This is a genomic window from Massilia luteola (assembly GCF_034420155.1).
Classification (GTDB): Bacteria; Pseudomonadota; Gammaproteobacteria; order Burkholderiales; family Burkholderiaceae_D; genus Telluria; species Telluria luteola.
The window spans coordinates 146,425-163,945 of sequence record NZ_JAXOFN010000014.1 but is presented as its reverse complement, the minus strand read 5'-3'; the positions used below and the strand labels follow the sequence as shown (position 1 = coordinate 163,945).

Sequence of the window (17,521 nt, the reverse complement as noted above, 5' to 3'; positions counted from 1 at the left end):
CTAGGGCGTGTCTGACTGATCTCAGAGGAGCCATAAAATAATTGTCGCGACAAGCACGGCCGTAGAGAAGTTATGGCCGCGTTTGTCGTATCGCGTTGCGACGGCGCGGAAGTCTTTTAATCGGTTGATCGCGCGTTCGACGACGTTGCGGCCCTTGTACGCTTCGGCGTCGAATCGTGGAGGCGAGCCACCGCGACGCCCTTTGCGCAGCCGGCTGTTCTGCGCATCAAGTCGTTCGGGGCACACGCAGCGGATGCCCCGTTGTTGGATCTGTCGCCGATAATGCCGGGCACCGTAAGCGCGGTCGACACGCAAGCATGTCGGGCGTTTGCGTGGCCGGCCTCGCCCTGGTCGGGGTACTGAAATGGCGTCAAGAACAGGGCCGATGTTCGCCGCGTCGCTGCATTGGCCGGCCGTGACGATGAAGGACAATGGCAGACCGTTTCCATCCACGCAAAGATGGATCTTGCTGGTGAGTCCACCACGAGAATGCCCCAGCCACTCGTCAATTACATCCCCCTTTTTTCTGCCGCAGGAAGTGTCTTTCGAGCCCCAGCGGCACTTCGCTGAGCTTTCACGTGGGTCGCATCAAGCGCAGCTCCGTCCCAGTCGATGCGGCCGGATGCATCCGCGGCCGCCTGCATGATCTTGAGTAGACGTTGCCATGTGCCGTTGCGCGACCAACGCACAAACCTGTCGTAACAGGTCTGCCAAGGACCGTAGCGGGGTGGGATGTCGCGCCAAGGCGCGCCAGTCCTCAACCGCCACACGATCCCATTAATCACGTGTCTGTGCCCGACATAAGCATGACCGTGATGTGGATTGGGCGGCAAATGTGGTTCCAGCTGCCGCCATTGCTGTTCAGTTAGGTCAGTTCGGCTCATCGCCATCTGACCAACCAAACAAAATTTCGTTCCCTCAGTCAGACAGACCCTAGCGACACGGCTACGTCGGCTGCCGGCAGCAGTGATTATTTCGAGGTGACGCTGAGCGACGGCGGGACCGTCAGCGGGCGCCGCCTGGTCCTGGCGATGGGCGTCACCGATACGCTGCCGACCATCGAGGGCCTGGCCGAGCGCTGGGGGCGAAATGTATTTCACTGCCCTTATTGCCACGGCTACGAACTCGATGAAGGCGATATCGGCGTGCTCGCCACGGGCAAGCTGTCGATGCATCATGCATTGATGTTGCCGGACTGGGGCCGCGTCACGCTCTTCCTGAACGACGCGTTCACGCCGAACGATGCACAGTACGAGGCGTTAGCCCGGCGCGGCGTCATGATCGAAGCGATGCCAGTCGCCCGGATCGATGGCGAAGCCGACGTCGTGCTGCGTGACGGGCGGCGATTGCCGATGACGGGATTGTTCGTCGTGCCGCGCACGACGGTCACCGGCACGCTTTCTCAGGAACTCGGCTGCGCCATGGAAGCCGGCCCGATGGGCGAATTCATTGCGACCGACGCGATGAAGGCGACCAATGTGCCGGGTGTGTTCTGTTGCGGCGACATGGCACGGGCGGCCGGTAGCGTGGCGTCGGCCGTCGCCGATGGGGCGATGGCCGGTGTTGCGACACATCGTTCGTTGATTGCGGAATTAGATCATGCGGCGTAGGTCCTGGCCGACTGCTTTTGGCCGTTCAATGTACTGCAGTTCTTGACCCAAAGCGGCGCGTTGCAAACGTCCGGCTGGCCTGCGCTGGTACCGTAATCGGTGCTGCTTAGCGTAGAACGCATGCAGCTATTGCCCGTTTAGGCTTGGTTGAAGCTTTACGGTTTTGCGGCCATCACAAGTGGAATTGCAACCGGACCAAGTAGGACGGCCACCATTGCCCTGACAGCGGTTTTCTTCACATGCCGGTGTTTAGCGATGATGAGGCAGACCACGGACGAGAGCGACCAAATCAAGGCCGGGATATATGCAGCCATAGCGAACTCCAAGTAATCGTTGCGTAAGGTGATGGATCTTGGCATGAAGGCGTTGTCAGAGCAACTGCCGATTAATCATCAGCGACCGTCTGCTCTTGGCTGAGCAGGGCCGCGCGACCCACCATGTATGTCGCCCTGTTATAAAGTCTACGGACTGTCACGACCGTCGGCAACCGACCCGAAGCGGACGTAGCGCAGCTGCCAAATCAGCGCTTGAACGGATCGATCCAGCCGGGTCGAAGTCCTGCCTCGTATTCTTTGCGTACGTAGGCGAGCGATTCTTCACATCCCATTTCTGCCTCGATAGCGCCTACGCAGCCCCAGCAATCTCCGCCGCAATTGCCTGAAAGCGGATCTGCTGGGTTGTCGAGTAAACGTCCGCAGATCAGGCAGTATTCGTGCTTTTTGCTGTTCGTCATAATCTCGATTTCTAAACGTCCGGTCTTGGCCGAAAACGGCCGCTCAATCCAAAGCCGAGTAGTCATTTAGGAGATCTTCCATTTCTTCACTTAGCCCGTGGCCGAAGTCATGGCAGAGCCGCTTTACTTCGTTGAGTCGCCCCAGCAAATTCTCGCGCTGTACCGGCACGAGCATCGTCGACAACTTCAGCACCTGAACGAACATTCCCATCAACGAAACGAAAAGTCTCTCATCCGAGAAGCCGACCTCCCGGCAGAATCCAACCGCCTGTTCGCAATAGAAGGTCATCAATTCGGCTATTTCTTCTGGTCGCCCGACCGCCTTCTTGTAGTCGGCTACCGCTTTCTTTGCTTTGGAAATCGAGATGTCTTGCCCTCGAGAGATGTCCGGCCAGAGCCAGCGCGTAATCGAAGTCTTGTAGGGCTTGAGGGTATCGGCATTGAGGCCGAATCGGGCATGCAGAAACACCTGATTCTCTTTACTGGAAGAGTACAGGTCCTGAAGCAGCGCAATGACACCTGCGCGGTCAAAACCAGCTAACTTTGCTTTGACATCGCTCCATGTTGGAGCGGCCTTCTTACTCGCGTCGTTCAAAATCTAAGCACTTCCAAAAATTATCAAATTGTACGCTTGCGCCGGCTCTCGACCCAGGCTGTGTAAAAACGTAGGTCCAGGTAAACGGAATCGGCCCAGTAAACGTTGAACGAGTATCTCATCGATATGGATGCGACATGAAGCGCTTTATTGAAGGCGAGGATCGAGGACAGGGTACGCTGCTTCCCGAACTCCTGGACGACTATATAGCGGCAGACAACCCGGTACGTGTGGTCGATGTTTTCGTGGAAGAGCTGGATCTTGCCAGCCTCGGCTTCAAACGGGTGCAACCAGCGAGAACGGGGCGGCCTGCTTACCACCCGGCTGTGCTTTTGAAGCTCTACATTTACGGCTATCTCAATCGTATCCAGTCGAGCCGGCGGCTTGAGCGGGAAGCCCAGCGCAACGTCGAATTGATGTGGCTGACGCAGCGCTTGACGCCCGATTTCAAGACGATAGCGAACTTCCGCAAGGACAGCGGCAAGGCCATTCGCAATGTCTGTCGCCAGTTCGTTGTGGTGTGCCAGCAGTTGGATTTGTTTTCGGATGCGGTGGTCGCGATCGACGGCAGCAAGTTCAAGGCCGTCAACAGCAGCGATCGTAACTTCACTGACGCCAAGCTCAAGCGCAGGATGGAGGAGATCGAGGCAAACATCACTCGCTACCTGGCAGAGCTCGACACGGCCGACCGGCAAGAGCCGTCCGCCAGGCAAGCGAAGACTGTGCGCCTCAACGACAAGATTGCATCGCTGAAGGAGCAGATGGCCAAGCTTCGGGAAATTGAAGCGATGCTTGAAAAGACAGGCGAAACGCAGATTTCGCTGACTGATCCTGACGCTCGCTCGATGATGGCACGGGGCAGCGGCATCGTCGGCTACAACGTCCAAACCGCAGTCGACACCAGGCATCATTTGATCGTCGAACATGATGTGACAAACAACGGCAGCGATCGCGATCAACTGTCCGGTATGGCCAAGAAAGCGCGCACGGTCATCGGCACACCGATACTGACCGCTATTGCCGACCGTGGCTACTTCAAGGGTGAGGAGATCCTCGCGTGCCACGAGGCCGGAATCTTCGCCCTGGTGCCGCCAACAAAGACCTCGGGCGCCAAGGCCGACGGGCGATTCGACAAGGCGGATTTCATTTATGATCCGCACAAGAACGAGTACCGTTGTCCGGCAGGCCAGGCACTGATCTGGCGCTTTGCGACTGTCGAGAAAGGCAGGACAAACCACCGGTACTGGAGCTCGAATTGCCAAGGGTGCGCGCTCAAGGAAAAGTGCACGCCAAGCCCGAATAGACGAGTAACGCGCTGGGAGCACCAGGCCGTACTTGAAGCTATGCAGACGCGTCTCGAACAAAGCCCTGACGCCATGCGAATTCGGCGCTCCACGGTCGAGCATCCGTACGGAACGATCAAAGCGTGGATGGGATCGACGCACTTCTTGACGAAGGGTTTGGAACGCGTGAAGACCGAGATGAGTCTGCACGTGCTTGCCTACAATCTCAGGCGCCTGATGGCATTGCTCGGCATCGCGGCGGTTATCGACGCGATCAGGGCGCATGCCCTTTTTCTGCGACTATATGGCCCACTCCGGGCAATTATTTTGATCACCTTGCCCGGAAGGCTGAGAAGAAGTTATCGCACTACTCGAGCTCTCGTCGCGTGCTGAAACTAATTTCGACCTCGTTATCGAGGTCCGAATGTTCTGCCTTTTGTTTTTACACAGCCTGGACCGTTTTCTGCTCTTATTACGGCTCAATGTACGGCGATTGTTGTTCTGAAGGCAAGTCGAGACAAATGGCGGATTGCTGCCTGTCGACGAAGGGCAGCGCCCGACCCAAAGCGGACACTGCTGAACAGGGATTTACTTCGAACCGTCGTCTGGCCGGCTTGGCACGGAGATTAAGCGCAAAGGCCAGATTGCACATAGAAGGAGAAGGCATGCAGGTGCAGCTAGAAAAAATCCGGTCGCGTGCAGCATCTGTTCTTCCGGCGTCGCGAGAAGCGATATACCTGACGCGAGCGGTACTGCGAGCAGCAAACCGGCGATTCTGTAGCGCAGGCGCGAGTTGGCAAGGCGCTGACCTAATACCGCAACGTAAAAGAAGCCGGAGGCCATGAGAAAGCCGATCAAGGGTACGGTCAACAGCGGAGACACTGTAGGCACTGTATCACTGGGAGCAGCGCCGCCAATTAACGCAATGAAAATACTCTTGAGTACGATGTAGCATCCAAACAAAAATGCGGCGCCGCGAAGGATGTAGGCGAATGCGGTTTTTGGTCTCATATGCCGATGCCAGAGTTACCTTGTCAAATACGCCCGCGTTACCTAAGAAGGTGCCGGGCGGCGAGCGTATGCTGGATTCAACGTCCGCTTGTGGCCGAATTCGGCCCCTTGGACCAGCATAGCATGTTGCCGTCCAGGAAAAATCACGGAGTGTCACGACCGACCGGAGCCGACCCATTTGGGACGTGGCAGCCTCCGTGACGTAAATGGCACGTTCACAGCGGTTCGCGTTTAGCCTCAAGCTTACGGATTTCACCAGGAACTTTCGTCATCAAGAAGACGGTCGTCATGAGCGCGGAAACGATGAGCCCGGCAACTGTTATGTGACCTTCGCGCCAATACTCGGAAATACCCACAAAAAGCGTAGTTAGCGGGATAAGCCATCCATCCTGTTTCAGGACAATGTAGACTGCTTTCCGAATCACTTGCGCGCTCCCTTAAAACAACGACTTTTCTGAGGTCGATGACTGCTTGTGGCCGACCCCGGCCATTGCAGCAAGCATATCACCCAGCCCGGCGCAAAAAGTCGCCGAATGCCACCGCATCGACCTCCATCCCCGTGCCGTCCGGATTACGCGAAGCTTGTAAGCGATTGTCAGCACGGTAAGCGTTTGTAAAGCCCGTCAACACCCGTCGGGCCGGCCGCGTTTCAGGAGCAAGTGACACGCAAACGACGTGCACCTGCCCCGACAAACTTCAAGGACTCTCCATCATGAAAAAGACCATCGCTACCCTGATCGCCGGCCTGTTCGCCACCGCTGCTTTCGCCCAGACCCCGGCACCGGCCGCCACGACGACGGCCGCTGCGACGCCCGCCGCCGTGAAGGCCGAAGCGAAAGCCGACGTCGCCGACGCCAAGGTCGCCGCCAACGCCGACGTGAAGGAAGCGAAGGCCGATGCGAAGGAAGCCAAGGCCAGCGCCAAGCACGCCAAGCACGCCAAGCACAAGGCCAAGCACCACGTCGTGAAGGCGGACGTCGCCAAGGACAGCCAGGACACGACCGTTGCTGCAGCGCCCGCCGCCGCCAAATAAGCCCGCCGGTCCTGCGTCACGAAGCCCGCGCGATGCGGGCTTTTTTCCGTGGTTGTCGCCGGACGGATGCGGGGCTTCAGCGCGTGCTGCCCGCGCCGCCAGTGCGCCGCCGAGGACGCGGATGGCGTCGGCGTTGCCCGGGGGCTGAACTTTTCACGCGGTCGCGTCGCGCTGCATCGCGCGAAACAGCCCGGGGCTGACGCCGAAGCGGCGCGCGAACGCTTTCGACAGCTGGCCCGGCGTCGCGTAACCCGTCTGCGCCGCGACCGTCTTCAGCGCCAGCGTCGTCTGCAGCAGGTCGCGTGCGTGGTCCAGGCGCAGCGTCTCGACGAAGCGTGCCGGCGTCTCGCCCAGCGCGTCCGTGAAGCGGCGGTGGAACGTGCGCGGCGACATGTCCGCGCGCCCGGCCAGGCTGGCGACGTCGAGCGGCTCGTCCAGGTGCGTGCGGATCCAGTCGACGAGCGCCGCGAACGGACTGTCCGCCTTTTCCTGGGCCGCCAGCACGGTGCTGAACTGCGACTGGTAGCCCGGGCGGCGCGCATACAGGACGAGGCGGCGCGCGATCGCGTTGGCGACGGCGTCGCCCAGGTCGCGCGCGACGAGCGCCAGGCACATGTCGATGCCGGTGGTGACGCCGGCCGACGTCCACACATTGCCATCCTCGACGTAGAGCGCGTTCGCGTCGACCTCGACGTCCGGATACGTGCGCCCGAGGATATCGGTCGCTTCCCAGTGCGTGGCGACGCGCTTGCCGTCCAGGAGGCCGCAGGCCGCCAGCGCGAAGGCGCCGGTGCACACGGAGCCGTAGCGGCGCGCGCGGGCGCAGGCGCGCCGCAGCCAGGTCTGCGCGGCGGGATCCTGGGCGAGCGCCCGCAGGCCGCGCTTGCTGCCGCCGGCCACCAGCACGGTGTCCAGCGCGCCCGGCCTGACGCTGGCCAGCGGCGCCGCCACCACCGCGAGGCCGCAGTTGCTGGTCACGTGGCCGCCTTGCGGCGACAGGATGTGGATGCGGTAAAAGGGGCGTCCGGTGAGGTGGACCGCCGCGTCGTTGGCGGCGCCGAAGACGGCGGCCGGGCCGGTGACGTCGAGCACCTGGACGTCGTCGAAGGCGAGGAGGGCGACCTGGCGGGGTTTGGCGGGCATTGGCAGGATTCGGCACAAGTTTGACATTGCTGCCAATGCTACCCGCTTCCTAGAATGGCGTCATCCTTCATCGACGACCTGGAGCCTGCCATGAGTAATACGCTGCACATCGGATTTCTGCTGTTCCCCCACGTGACCCAACTCGACCTCACCGGTCCCGCCCAGGTCCTCGGCCGCATGCCCGGCGCGCAGGTGCACCTCGTGTGGAAGACGCGCGATCCGGTGCCGACCGACGTCGGCTTCACGATCAACCCGACGGCCACCTTCGCCGACTGTCCGCCGCTGGACGTGTTGTGCGTGCCCGGCGGCTTCGGCATCGAGCGCCTGTTCGGCGACGACGACACGCTGGCCTTCCTGCGCCGCCAGGGAGCACAGGCGCGCTACGTCACGTCGGTGTGCAACGGCTCGCTCGTGCTGGGCGCGGCCGGCCTGCTCGCGGGTTATCGGTCCGCCTGTCACTGGATGTGGTTGCCGTTTCTGGAGCGCTTCGGCGCCGTCCCCGTGGCGGAGCGTATCGTGCGCGACCGCAACCGGATCTCCGGCGGCGGCGTGACGGCCGGGATCGACTTCGGCCTCGCGCTGGCGGCCGAACTGGCCGGCGAAGACGTCGCGCGCACGATCCAGCTGGCGCTCGAATACGATCCGCAGCCGCCATTCGCTGCCGGCTCGCCCGAGGGCGCCGGCCCGGAGCTGGTGGCACGTTACCGCGCGTCGATGGTGCCGCGGCTGGCGCAGGTCGAGGCGGCGATGGCGGCAATGGTCGAGCTGTAAGCGTTTGTCAGGCGCGTAAGCATTTGTAAATCGCGTCAACAGGGGAGCGGGGTGGGCCGTTTTCAGACACAAGTGACACGCAAACGTGCATCACTCAAATCCAAAACTACTGAGGACCCTTCATCATGAAAAACACCATCGCTGCCCTGATCGCCGGTCTGTTCGCCACCGCCGCTTTTGCCCAGACCCCCGCACCGGGCGCCCCTGCCGCCGCGGTAAAGGCCGAAGCCAAGCACGAGACGCAGGCTGCGAAAGTCGAGGCGAAAGAGACCAAGGCCGAAGCGAAGACCGAAGCGAAGGCCGAAGTGAAGGAAGCCAAGACCGCCACCAGGCACGCGAAGGCCAAGACGAAGCACGCCGCCAAGACCGCGGCCGCCAAGCTTGACGCCGCCAAGGACACCACCGTTGCCGCCGCGACCCCGGCCGCGACCAAGTAATACCGACCGACCCGAATCACCGAATCCGCAGGAGCCAACACCATGAAACGTACCATCGCCACCCTGATCGCCGGCCTGTTCGCCACCGCCGCCTTCGCCCAGACCCCGGCCCCGGCGCCGACCACCACGCCGGATTCGGCCACGCCGCCGGCCGTCGCCAAGGCCGAGGCCACGCACGAGAAGCAGGAAGCCAAGGCGACCACGAAGCACGTGAAGAAGGCCAAGCATCACAAGAAGGCCGCTGCCAAGGACGCGCAGAAGGACGCGGCGGCCGATACGACGGCGCCGATGGCGGGCAAGTAAGTCATCGCACCGTCGCCCCCGCGCAGGCGGGGGCCCAGGTTCGGGTGCACGGCCAGGTATGCAGAAATTGGGTCCCCGCCTGCGCGGGGACGACGTTTTGGCGCGCCGGATGACGTTTTGGTGCGCAGCGATGACGTTTTGGTACGCAGCGATGACGTTTTGGTGCGCAGCGATGACGTTTTGGTGTGCAGGGACGACGTTTTGGTGCGCCGGGATGACGTGTTGGTGCGCGGGGACGACGTTTTGTGCGCCGGGGCGACGTTTTGTGCGCAGGGCGACGTTTTGGTATAGAGGGGCGACGTGTTGGTGCACGCGGATGGCGTTTTGGCGCGCGGGCATGACGTTTCGGGTCAGACCTTGAGAAACTCCTCGCGCCCGCCCAGCCAGCGCGACAGGTGCGCATCGACGATCGCCTCGAGCTCGGGCCGGTCCGAGCCGAGCAGCCACGCCGCCACGTCGCGCGCCTGTTCGACGATCCACTGGTCCGTCTCCAGGTTCGCAAACCGCAGCATGGCCTGGCCCGACTGGCGCGCGCCCAGGAACTCGCCGGGGCCGCGGATTTCCAGGTCGCGGCGTGCGATCTCGAAGCCGTCCGTCGTCTCGCGCATCGTCATCAGCCGTTGTTTGGCCACGGGCCCCAGCGGGCTCTGATACAGCAGCAGGCAGGCGCTGGCCGCGGAACCGCGGCCCACGCGGCCGCGCAACTGGTGCAGCTGCGACAGGCCGAAGCGCTCGGCGTGCTCGATCACCATCAGCGACGCGTTGGGCACGTCCACGCCCACCTCGATCACCGTCGTCGCCACCAGCACGTGCACCGCGCCCGCGGAAAACGCATCCATGATCACCTGCTTTTCAAGAGGCTTCATGCGGCCATGCACGAGGCCCACGACGAGGTCGGGCAGCGCTTCCGCCAGCGTCTCGTAGGTCTCGGTCGCCGTCTGCAGCTGCAGCGCTTCCGATTCCTCGATCAGCGGGCAGACCCAATAGACCTGCCGGCCTTCCAGCGCGGCCGCGTGCACGCGTTCGATCACTTCGTCGCGCCTGTTCTGGTCGATCGCGCGCGTGACGATGGGCGTGCGGCCCGGCGGCAGCTCGTCGATGACGGACACTTCCAGGTCGGCGTAATACGTCATCGCCAGCGTGCGCGGGATCGGCGTCGCGGACATCATCAATTGGTGCGGCACGAGGCCGTCGGAACCCTTGTTGCGCAGGGTGAGGCGCTGGCCGACGCCGAAGCGGTGCTGTTCGTCGACGAGCACGAGGCCCAGCTTCGCGAACTGCACGGTGTCCTGGATGAGCGCGTGCGTGCCGATCACGAGGTTGGCTTCTCCCGACTCCACCATCTCGCTGGCGGCCGTCTTGTCCTTCTTTTTCAGGCTGCCCGTCAGCCACGCGACTTTCACGCCCAGCGGTTCCATCCACGCGGCGATCTTGCGGAAGTGCTGCTCGGCCAGGATTTCCGTCGGCGCCATCAGCGCGGCCTGGTAGCCGCTGTCGATGGCCTGCGCGGCCGCCAGCGCCGCGACGACGGTCTTGCCGCTGCCGACGTCGCCCTGCAGCAGGCGCTGCATCGGGTAGTCCGCGCGCAGGTCGTCGCGGATCTCTTCCACCACGCGCTGCTGCGCATTGGTCAGCCTGAACGGCAGCGCCTTCAGGAACGCCTCGGACAGCGCGCCCACCGCGCCCAGGACCGGCGCGCCTTTTTCGCGCCGCGCCTCCTGCGCGCGTTTCAGCGACAACTGCTGCGCCAGCAGCTCGTCGAATTTCACGCGCGTCCACGCGGGGTGCGAGCGCTCCGTCAGCGCGTGTTCGTCGACGTCCGGCGGCGGATAATGCAGCAGGCGCACGGCCGGCTGGAATTCGGCCAGGTTCAGGCGCTCGCGCACGGCGCGCGGCACGGTGTCGGTCCAGTCGACGCGTTTCATCGCGTCCGCGATCGCGCGCCGCAGCACCGTCTGCGACAGGCCCTCGCCGGACGGATATACGGGGGTGAGGGAATTGGGCAGCGGCGCGCCCTCGTTGACGATCTTGTAGACCGGGTGGACCATCTCGGCGCCGAAAAAGCCGTGCCGGACTTCGCTGCGCGCACGCACGCGCGTGCCCTCGGCCAGCTGTTTCACCTGGCTGCCGTAGAAATTCATGAAGCGCAGCTGGATGTCGGACGTGTCGTCGGCGATGGTCACCAGCAGCTGGCGTCGCGGTTTATAGGCGATTTCGTTCTTCGTGACGACGCCTTCGACCTGCGACACGTGGCCGCCGCGCAGGCAGGCTTCGCGGATGGGCACGATCTGCGTCTCGTCCTCGTAGCGCATCGGCAGGTGCAGGACGAGGTCCATGTCGGTGCGCAGGCCGAGCTTGGCGAGCTTGCTTTCGATGCTTTTCGGTGCTGTCTTGGCTGCGGCTTTGGCCGCCGGTTTGGCATTCGTGGCTGGCATGGCGGTTCGTTGGCGCGTGTTGTCGGCTTATCAGGATTTGGGCATAACGGTTATGGCCTGCGCCCTCCAGCCGGAATCCGGGTGTAAAATAATGGGTTCGCCGCACGCTGTAGCCCATATTGTAAGGCGCCACGCCGAGTTTTTCCCAGATGAGCAAAACGTACTCCCTCTCCGATTTCGATTTCGACCTCCCGCCCGAGCGCATCGCCCAGGTGCCGCTGCCCGACCGCAGCGCGTCGCGCCTGCTCCAGCTGGACGGCGACCGCATCACCGACCGTCATTTCTCCGACATCGTCGACCAATTGCAGGCCGGCGACACGCTCGTGATGAACGACACCCGGGTGCTGAAGGCGCGCTTCTTCGGCCAGAAGGACACGGGCGGCCAGGTCGAGGTGCTCGTCGAGCGCGTACTGGACCCGCGCACGGTGCTCGCGCAGGTGCGCGCATCGAAGTCGCCGAAGCCCGGTTCGCGCATCCGCCTGGCCGATGCGTTCGAGGTCGGCGTCGGCGAGCGCGCCGGCGAATTCTTTACGCTGCACTTCGACGGCGACGTGTTCGACCTGATCGAAGCCCACGGCCGCCTGCCGCTGCCGCCGTACATCGAGCACGACGCCGATGACTTCGACGAGCAGCGTTACCAGACCGTCTACTCGAAGGAGCCGGGCGCCGTCGCCGCGCCGACCGCCGGCCTGCACTTCGACCAGGCGCTGCTCGACAAGGTCGCGGCCAAGGGCGTGCGCATCGCCTATGTCACGCTGCACGTGGGCGCCGGCACCTTCCAGCCCGTGCGCGTGGAAAACCTCGCGGAGCACAAGATGCACAGCGAGTGGTACACGATCCCGCAAGAGACGGTCGACGCCGTGCGCGCCGCGCGCGAAGCCGGACGCGATGTCGTCGCCGTCGGCACCACGTCGCTGCGCGCGCTGGAATCGGCGTCGCAGTCGGGCGCCCTCGTCGCGGGCAGCGGCGACACCAATCTGTTCATCACCCCGGGCTATCTGTTCAAGACGGTCACCCGGCTGATCACCAACTTCCACCTGCCCAAGTCGACGCTGATGATGCTCGTCTCGGCCTTCGCCGGCTACGAGGCGATCCGCGCCGCGTACGCGCACGCGATCGCCAGCGAATACCGCTTCTTCAGCTATGGCGATGCGATGCTCTTGACGACGCATTCGCGCGCGGTCGCGGCAACGAACTGAAATTTCACATGCTCGAATTCACCCTCCTCAAGAAAGACACGAGCGGCCTCTCGCACGCCCGCCGCGGCCGTTTGAAACTGAACCACGGCACCATCGAGACGCCGATCTTCATGCCCGTCGGGACCTATGGCTCCGTCAAGGCGATGGCGCCGAACGAGCTGAAGGAAGTGGGCTCGCAGATCATCCTCGGCAATACCTTCCACCTGTGGCTGCGCCCGGGCACGGACGTCATGGACAAGTTCGGCGGCCTGCACGGCTTCATGGGCTGGGACAAGCCGATCCTGACCGATTCCGGCGGCTTCCAGGTGTTTTCGCTGGGTGCGATGCGCAAGATCACGGAAGAGGGCGTGAAGTTCGCGTCGCCGATCGACGGCTCGCGCCTGTTCCTGTCGCCCGAAATCTCGATGCAGATCCAGCGCTCGCTGAACTCCGACATCGTCATGCAGTTCGACGAGTGCACGCCGTACGAGATCGACGGCCGTCCGGCCACGGCGGAAGAGGCGGCGAAGTCGATGCGCATGTCGCTGCGCTGGGCCCAGCGCTCGATGAACGAATTCAAGCAGGGCGAGAACCCGAACGCGCTGTTCGGCATCGTCCAGGGCGGCATGTACGAGCGCCTGCGCGACGAATCGCTGGCGGGCCTGGAAGAGATCGACTTCCCGGGCCTGGCCATCGGCGGCCTGTCGGTGGGCGAGCCGAAGGAAGACATGATGCGCGTGCTGCAGCACATCGGCCCGCGCCTGCCGGACAACAAGCCGCACTACCTGATGGGCGTCGGCACGCCGGAAGACCTGGTGGAGGGCGTGGCGAACGGCGTCGACATGTTCGACTGCGTGATGCCGACCCGGAACGCCCGCAACGGCTGGCTGTTCACCCGCTTCGGCGACCTCAAGATCAAGAATGCCCGCTACAAGGACGATCAGGCGCCGCTGGACGAGACCTGTTCCTGCTACTGCTGCAAGAATTTTTCGCGCGCCTATCTGCACCACCTGCACCGGTCCAAGGAGATCCTGGGGGCGCGGCTGAATACCATCCACAACCTGCATTACTACCTGAACCTCATGCAGGAGATCCGCGATGCGATCGATGGCGATCGCTTCCACGCGTTCCGCTTGCAGTTCAACGCGGACCGCGCGCGGGGTGTCTGATTTCCCGGCTGCGTTGTCATGGCCGTAGCGTGGAGACCCGTGCCCACCATGACGTCGCGTTGACGCATGCGGTTCGTGGACACGGGGTGCCCACCCAACGGTCATCGATGTTCGAGCCGCATGCGATTGGCCGGCACGGGGTGCCCGCCCCGGCGATATGCGACCCACATATCGTCGGCGATGCCGTCAAATTAAATTTCCGATAACGTCTTGCATTCGGGCATCCTAGGCCCACATGGCCGGAAACTGGCTGTTGACAGTTTGCCGGTGCTAGAATACAGCGCTTGTTTTTTCACATTTATACAATCGGAGTCCTTGTGTTCATTTCCAACGCGTACGCGCAAACCGCCGGTGCAGCCGAACCGGGTCTGATGGGTAACCTCACCACGTTCGCCCCGCTGGTCCTGATGTTCGTGGTCATGTACTTCCTCATGATCCGTCCGCAGCAGAAACGCCAGAAAGAGCTGAAATCCATGATGGAAGCGCTGGCCAAGGGCGACGAAGTGATCACCGCCGGCGGCATGCTGGGCCGCGTGACCCGCGTCACCGATACCTATGTGACGGTCGAAGTGGCGGCCGGTACCGAAGTCGTGGTGCAAAAGAACGCCGTGACTGCGCTGCTGCCCAAGGGCACGCTGAAGTCCCTGTAATCCCGCCGCGGCTTCGCGCCGCGCTTCCCGCCCGATCCTGAACGCTGGAACATCATGAATCGTTACCCCCTCTGGAAATACATACTGATCCTTGTGGCAGTGCTGCTCGGCCTGCTGTACACGGCGCCCAACTATTTCGCCGATTCGCCCGCATTGCAGGTGACGACGTCCAAGGCGACAGTCAAGATCAACAGCGACACGGCCAGCAAGGTTGCCGACACGCTCAAGAGCGAAGGTATTCCCACCGACGGCGTGGCGCTGGAAGGTGCGGGGGACAGGAGCGCCGTGCGTGCACGCTTCGCGACCCCCGACATCCAGTTCAAGGCCAAGGCGGCGCTCGAGCGCGACCTGAACCGTGACCCGACCGACCCCGACTACATCGTCACCGTCAACCTGGTCAAGAACACGCCGGCCTGGATGCAGGCCTTGAACGCCAAGCCGCTGAACCTCGGCCTCGACTTGCGCGGCGGCGTGCATTTCCTGCTGCAGGTGGACGCCAGGGCCGTGCAGGAAACGCGCATCAAGAACGTCCTGACCAGCATCCGCACCGAACTGCGCGAAAAGAACATCCGCCACGCGGGAATCGAACGCATCGGCAACAACGTCGAGATCAAGTTCCGCGACGAAGCCACCCGCACCCAGGCGCGCAACCTACTGGCCAGCCAGAATGCCGACCTGGCGTTTTCGGAAGCCGCCGACGGCACCGACCTCAAGCTGATCGTCACCCTCAAGCCGGAAGCGCTGCAACACGCGGTGGAAGAGGGCGTCAAGCAGAACATCAGCGCACTGGGCAAACGCATCAATGAACTGGGCGTGAGCGAGCCGGTCATCCAGCAACAGGGCCGCGACCGTATTGTCGTCCAGCTGCCGGGCGTGCAGGACGTCGCCCACGCGAAGGACATCATCGGCCGCACCGCCACGCTGGAATTCCGCATGGTCGACGAGACCGTCACCCCGGGTACCGAGACGAGCGCCGCGATCCCGCTGAACTCGGAACTGTTCACCGAAGGTCCGGGCGCGCCGGTTGTCGTGTCGAAGGACGTCACCCTGACGGGCGACTCCATCACCAGCGCCGTGGCCGGCTTTGACCAGAACCAGCGTCCGTCCATCAACATCGACCTGAACAGCGACGGCGGCCGCAAGATGCGCGAAGCGACCCGTACCCGCGTCGGCAAGCGCATGGCCGTGCTGCTCAAGGAAAAGGGCAAGTACACCGTGCTGCAGGCGCCGACGATCCAGAGCGAGCTGGGTTCGCACTTCCAGACCACCGGCATGCGCAGCCCGCAGGAAGCCGCCGAGCTGGCGCTGCTGCTGCGCTCCGGCGCGCTGTCGGCACCGATGGAATTCGTCGAGGAACGCGTCGTCGGCCCGCAACTGGGTGCCGAAAACATCGCCAAGGGCCTGCATTCGACGCTGTGGGGCTTCGTGGCGATCGCCATCTTCATGATGATCTACTACCAGCTGTTCGGCTTCTTCAGCGTCATCGCACTGGCCTGCAACCTGCTGTTCCTGCTGGCCCTGCTGTCGATGCTGGGTGCGACCCTGACCCTGCCAGGCATCGCGGCAATCGCGCTGGCGCTCGGCATGGCGATCGACGCCAACGTGCTGATCAATGAGCGCATCCGCGAGGAACTGCGTGCGGGCAATACTCCGCAGGCGTCGATCTCGGCCGGTTTCAGCCACGCCTGGGCCACCATCCTCGACTCGAACGTGACGACCCTCATCGTCGGCCTGGCGCTGCTGGTGTTCGGCTCGGGCCCCGTGCGCGGCTTCGCCGTCGTCCACTGCCTCGGCATCCTGACGTCGATGTTCTCGGCCGTGTTCCTGTCGCGCGGCGTCGTGAACCTGTGGTACGGCCGCCAGAAGAAACTCGGCAAGATCGCCATCGGTACCGTCTGGAACGGCGGCGCGGCAACCGCGGGCGCCAAGCCGGCCGTCAAGAAATAAGGAGCGCGTAGAACATGGAATTTTTCAAGATTAAACGGGACATCCCGTTCATGCGCCACGCGTTGATCTTCAACGTGATCTCGGCGCTGACCTTCGTCGCCGCGGTGTTCTTCCTGGTGACCAAGCACCTGAACTTCTCGGTCGAGTTCACGGGCGGCACAGTGATGGAACTGCGCTACCCGCACGCGGCCGACCAGGAAAAGATCCGCCGCAACCTGGAAAAGCTGGGCTACGAGCAGCCGGAAGTGGTCCCGTTCGGCACCGCGCAGGACGTCATGCTGCGCCTGCCGATCCGCAAGGACGTGCCTGGTTCGGGCACGTCGGCCACGGTGTTCAACACGCTGTGCGGGGCGGAATCCGGTACGCCGAAGCAAGTGGAGCAGATTACCGCCAAGGGTGAGACCGTTGCCCATACGAGCTGCGTGAATGCGGCGGGCGCGGAGGTGCTGAGCCAGCAGCGCGTGGAATTCGTCGGTCCGCAGGTCGGCGACGAGCTGGCGCAGAACGGCCTGAACGCGCTGGTCATGGTCGTGATCGGCGTGATGATCTACCTGGCCGTGCGCTTCGAATGGAAATTCGCGGTGGCGGCGATCATCGCCAACCTGCACGACGTCGTGATCATCCTGGGCTTCTTCGCGTTCTTCCAGTGGGAATTCTCGCTGACCGTGCTGGCCGCCGTGCTGGCGGTGCTGGGCTACTCCGTGAACGAATCGGTCGTGATCTTCGACCGGATCCGCGAGACCTTCCGCAAGGAGCGCAAGCTGTCCGTGACCCAGGTCATCGACCACGCGATCACGAGCACGATCTCGCGTACGATCATCACCCACGGCTGTACCGAGATGATGGTCCTGTCGATGCTGTTCTTCGGCGGCGAGACGCTGCACTACTTCGCGGTCGCGCTGACCATCGGTATCCTGTTTGGTATTTATTCGTCCGTGTTCGTGGCGGCCGCCATCGCCATGTGGCTGGGCGTCAAGCGTGAGGACCTGATCAAGCCGATCAAGGCGAAGGACGAGACGGACGGCGCCGTCGTGTAATCACGATCGTTGCCCCGATAAAGCCGCCCCGGCCTGGCCGCGGCGGCTTTTGTTTTTATGGGGCGGATCAATACCGCATCGCTTTGATATAAAAGATTTTTCTTTGTGTGAAACAGCGCACAGAGCGTTCACTTAAGGCTGCCTTACTATGAACTCGTCTCTTTCAGGACATCCCTAGTTTTGGAC

16 protein-coding genes and 1 pseudogene are annotated in these 17,521 nt (G+C 62.9%); 11 read left to right on the top strand and 6 right to left on the bottom strand.

Annotation, left to right across the window (positions count from 1 at the left end; genetic code table 11):
- Positions 1–21: 21 nt before the first annotated feature.
- A protein-coding gene (locus tag U9J41_RS15950) for an IS5 family transposase (RefSeq protein ID WP_425260250.1) occupies positions 22–884 on the bottom strand; the annotation gives its coding sequence in 2 pieces (ribosomal slippage) (positions 22–515 and positions 515–884; 864 coding nt in all).
- 96 nt (positions 885–980) lie between these two features.
- On the opposite strand from U9J41_RS15950, the gene U9J41_RS15945 reads away from it, so the two are divergent.
- Positions 981–1,610, top strand: coding sequence for an NAD(P)/FAD-dependent oxidoreductase (locus U9J41_RS15945; protein ID WP_322403169.1), 630 nt, complete (start codon positions 981–983; stop codon positions 1,608–1,610).
- Between the two features lie 520 nt (positions 1,611–2,130).
- On the opposite strand, the gene U9J41_RS15940 is transcribed toward U9J41_RS15945, so the two are convergent.
- Both U9J41_RS15940 and U9J41_RS15935 read right to left on the bottom strand, forming a co-directional pair.
- Positions 2,131–2,409: a hypothetical protein gene (locus tag U9J41_RS15940; protein WP_322403168.1), complete on the bottom strand. Its 279-nt coding sequence runs from the start codon at positions 2,407–2,409 to the stop codon at positions 2,131–2,133.
- On the bottom strand, positions 2,387–2,938 hold the full coding sequence (locus U9J41_RS15935) for a hypothetical protein (RefSeq protein WP_322403167.1): 552 nt from the start codon (positions 2,936–2,938) through the stop codon (positions 2,387–2,389). The genes U9J41_RS15940 and U9J41_RS15935 overlap by 23 nt, the downstream gene beginning before the upstream one ends.
- A 137-nt stretch (positions 2,939–3,075) precedes the next feature.
- On the opposite strand from U9J41_RS15935, the pseudogene U9J41_RS15930 reads away from it, so the two are divergent.
- Positions 3,076–4,503, top strand: a pseudogene (locus U9J41_RS15930) (IS1182 family transposase); the annotation flags it as partial.
- 306 nt (positions 4,504–4,809) lie between these two features.
- On the opposite strand, the gene U9J41_RS15925 reads toward U9J41_RS15930, so the two are convergent.
- Positions 4,810–5,232: a hypothetical protein gene (locus tag U9J41_RS15925; RefSeq protein WP_322403166.1), complete on the bottom strand. Its 423-nt coding sequence runs from the start codon at positions 5,230–5,232 to the stop codon at positions 4,810–4,812.
- 712 nt (positions 5,233–5,944) lie between these two features.
- Between U9J41_RS15925 and U9J41_RS15920 the strand changes: the two genes are divergently transcribed.
- Positions 5,945–6,265, top strand: coding sequence for a hypothetical protein (locus tag U9J41_RS15920; protein ID WP_322403165.1), 321 nt, complete (start codon positions 5,945–5,947; stop codon positions 6,263–6,265).
- A 153-nt stretch (positions 6,266–6,418) separates the two neighbouring features.
- On the opposite strand, the gene U9J41_RS15915 is transcribed toward U9J41_RS15920, so the two are convergent.
- On the bottom strand, positions 6,419–7,408 hold the full coding sequence (locus U9J41_RS15915) for a GlxA family transcriptional regulator (RefSeq protein WP_322403164.1): 990 nt from the start codon (positions 7,406–7,408) through the stop codon (positions 6,419–6,421).
- A gap of 90 nt (positions 7,409–7,498) precedes the next feature.
- On the opposite strand from U9J41_RS15915, the gene U9J41_RS15910 reads away from it, so the two are divergent.
- The 3 genes from U9J41_RS15910 (at position 7,499) to U9J41_RS15900 (ending at position 8,919) form a co-directional block, all read left to right on the top strand.
- The gene (locus U9J41_RS15910; RefSeq protein WP_322403163.1) at positions 7,499–8,179 is read left to right on the top strand and encodes a DJ-1/PfpI family protein; all 681 of its coding nucleotides are present in this window, start codon (positions 7,499–7,501) and stop codon (positions 8,177–8,179) included.
- 125 nt (positions 8,180–8,304) lie between these two features.
- On the top strand, positions 8,305–8,616 hold the full coding sequence (locus tag U9J41_RS15905; RefSeq protein ID WP_322403162.1) for a hypothetical protein: 312 nt from the start codon (positions 8,305–8,307) through the stop codon (positions 8,614–8,616).
- A 42-nt stretch (positions 8,617–8,658) separates the two neighbouring features.
- Positions 8,659–8,919: a hypothetical protein gene (locus tag U9J41_RS15900; protein ID WP_322403161.1), complete on the top strand. Its 261-nt coding sequence runs from the start codon at positions 8,659–8,661 to the stop codon at positions 8,917–8,919.
- A gap of 350 nt (positions 8,920–9,269) precedes the next feature.
- Here U9J41_RS15900 and recG read toward each other — a convergent pair whose 3' ends face one another.
- The gene (gene recG / locus U9J41_RS15895; RefSeq protein WP_322403160.1) at positions 9,270–11,354 is read right to left on the bottom strand and encodes an ATP-dependent DNA helicase RecG; all 2,085 of its coding nucleotides are present in this window, start codon (positions 11,352–11,354) and stop codon (positions 9,270–9,272) included.
- A gap of 149 nt (positions 11,355–11,503) precedes the next feature.
- On the opposite strand from recG, the gene queA reads away from it, so the two are divergent.
- The 5 genes from queA (at position 11,504) to secF (ending at position 17,335) form a co-directional block, all read left to right on the top strand.
- Positions 11,504–12,553, top strand: a complete 1,050-nt coding sequence (gene queA / locus U9J41_RS15890) for a tRNA preQ1(34) S-adenosylmethionine ribosyltransferase-isomerase QueA (RefSeq protein WP_322403159.1) — start codon at positions 11,504–11,506, stop codon at positions 12,551–12,553.
- 8 nt (positions 12,554–12,561) lie between these two features.
- Positions 12,562–13,701, top strand: a complete 1,140-nt coding sequence (gene tgt, locus U9J41_RS15885) for a tRNA guanosine(34) transglycosylase Tgt (protein ID WP_322403158.1) — start codon at positions 12,562–12,564, stop codon at positions 13,699–13,701.
- A gap of 317 nt (positions 13,702–14,018) precedes the next feature.
- On the top strand, positions 14,019–14,351 hold the full coding sequence (gene yajC, locus U9J41_RS15880; protein WP_322403157.1) for a preprotein translocase subunit YajC: 333 nt from the start codon (positions 14,019–14,021) through the stop codon (positions 14,349–14,351).
- Positions 14,352–14,405: 54 nt separating this feature from the next.
- Positions 14,406–16,298: a protein translocase subunit SecD gene (gene secD, locus U9J41_RS15875; protein WP_322403156.1), complete on the top strand. Its 1,893-nt coding sequence runs from the start codon at positions 14,406–14,408 to the stop codon at positions 16,296–16,298.
- 14 nt (positions 16,299–16,312) lie between these two features.
- Positions 16,313–17,335, top strand: coding sequence for a protein translocase subunit SecF (secF, locus tag U9J41_RS15870; RefSeq protein ID WP_322403155.1), 1,023 nt, complete (start codon positions 16,313–16,315; stop codon positions 17,333–17,335).
- Positions 17,336–17,521 lie beyond the last annotated feature (186 nt).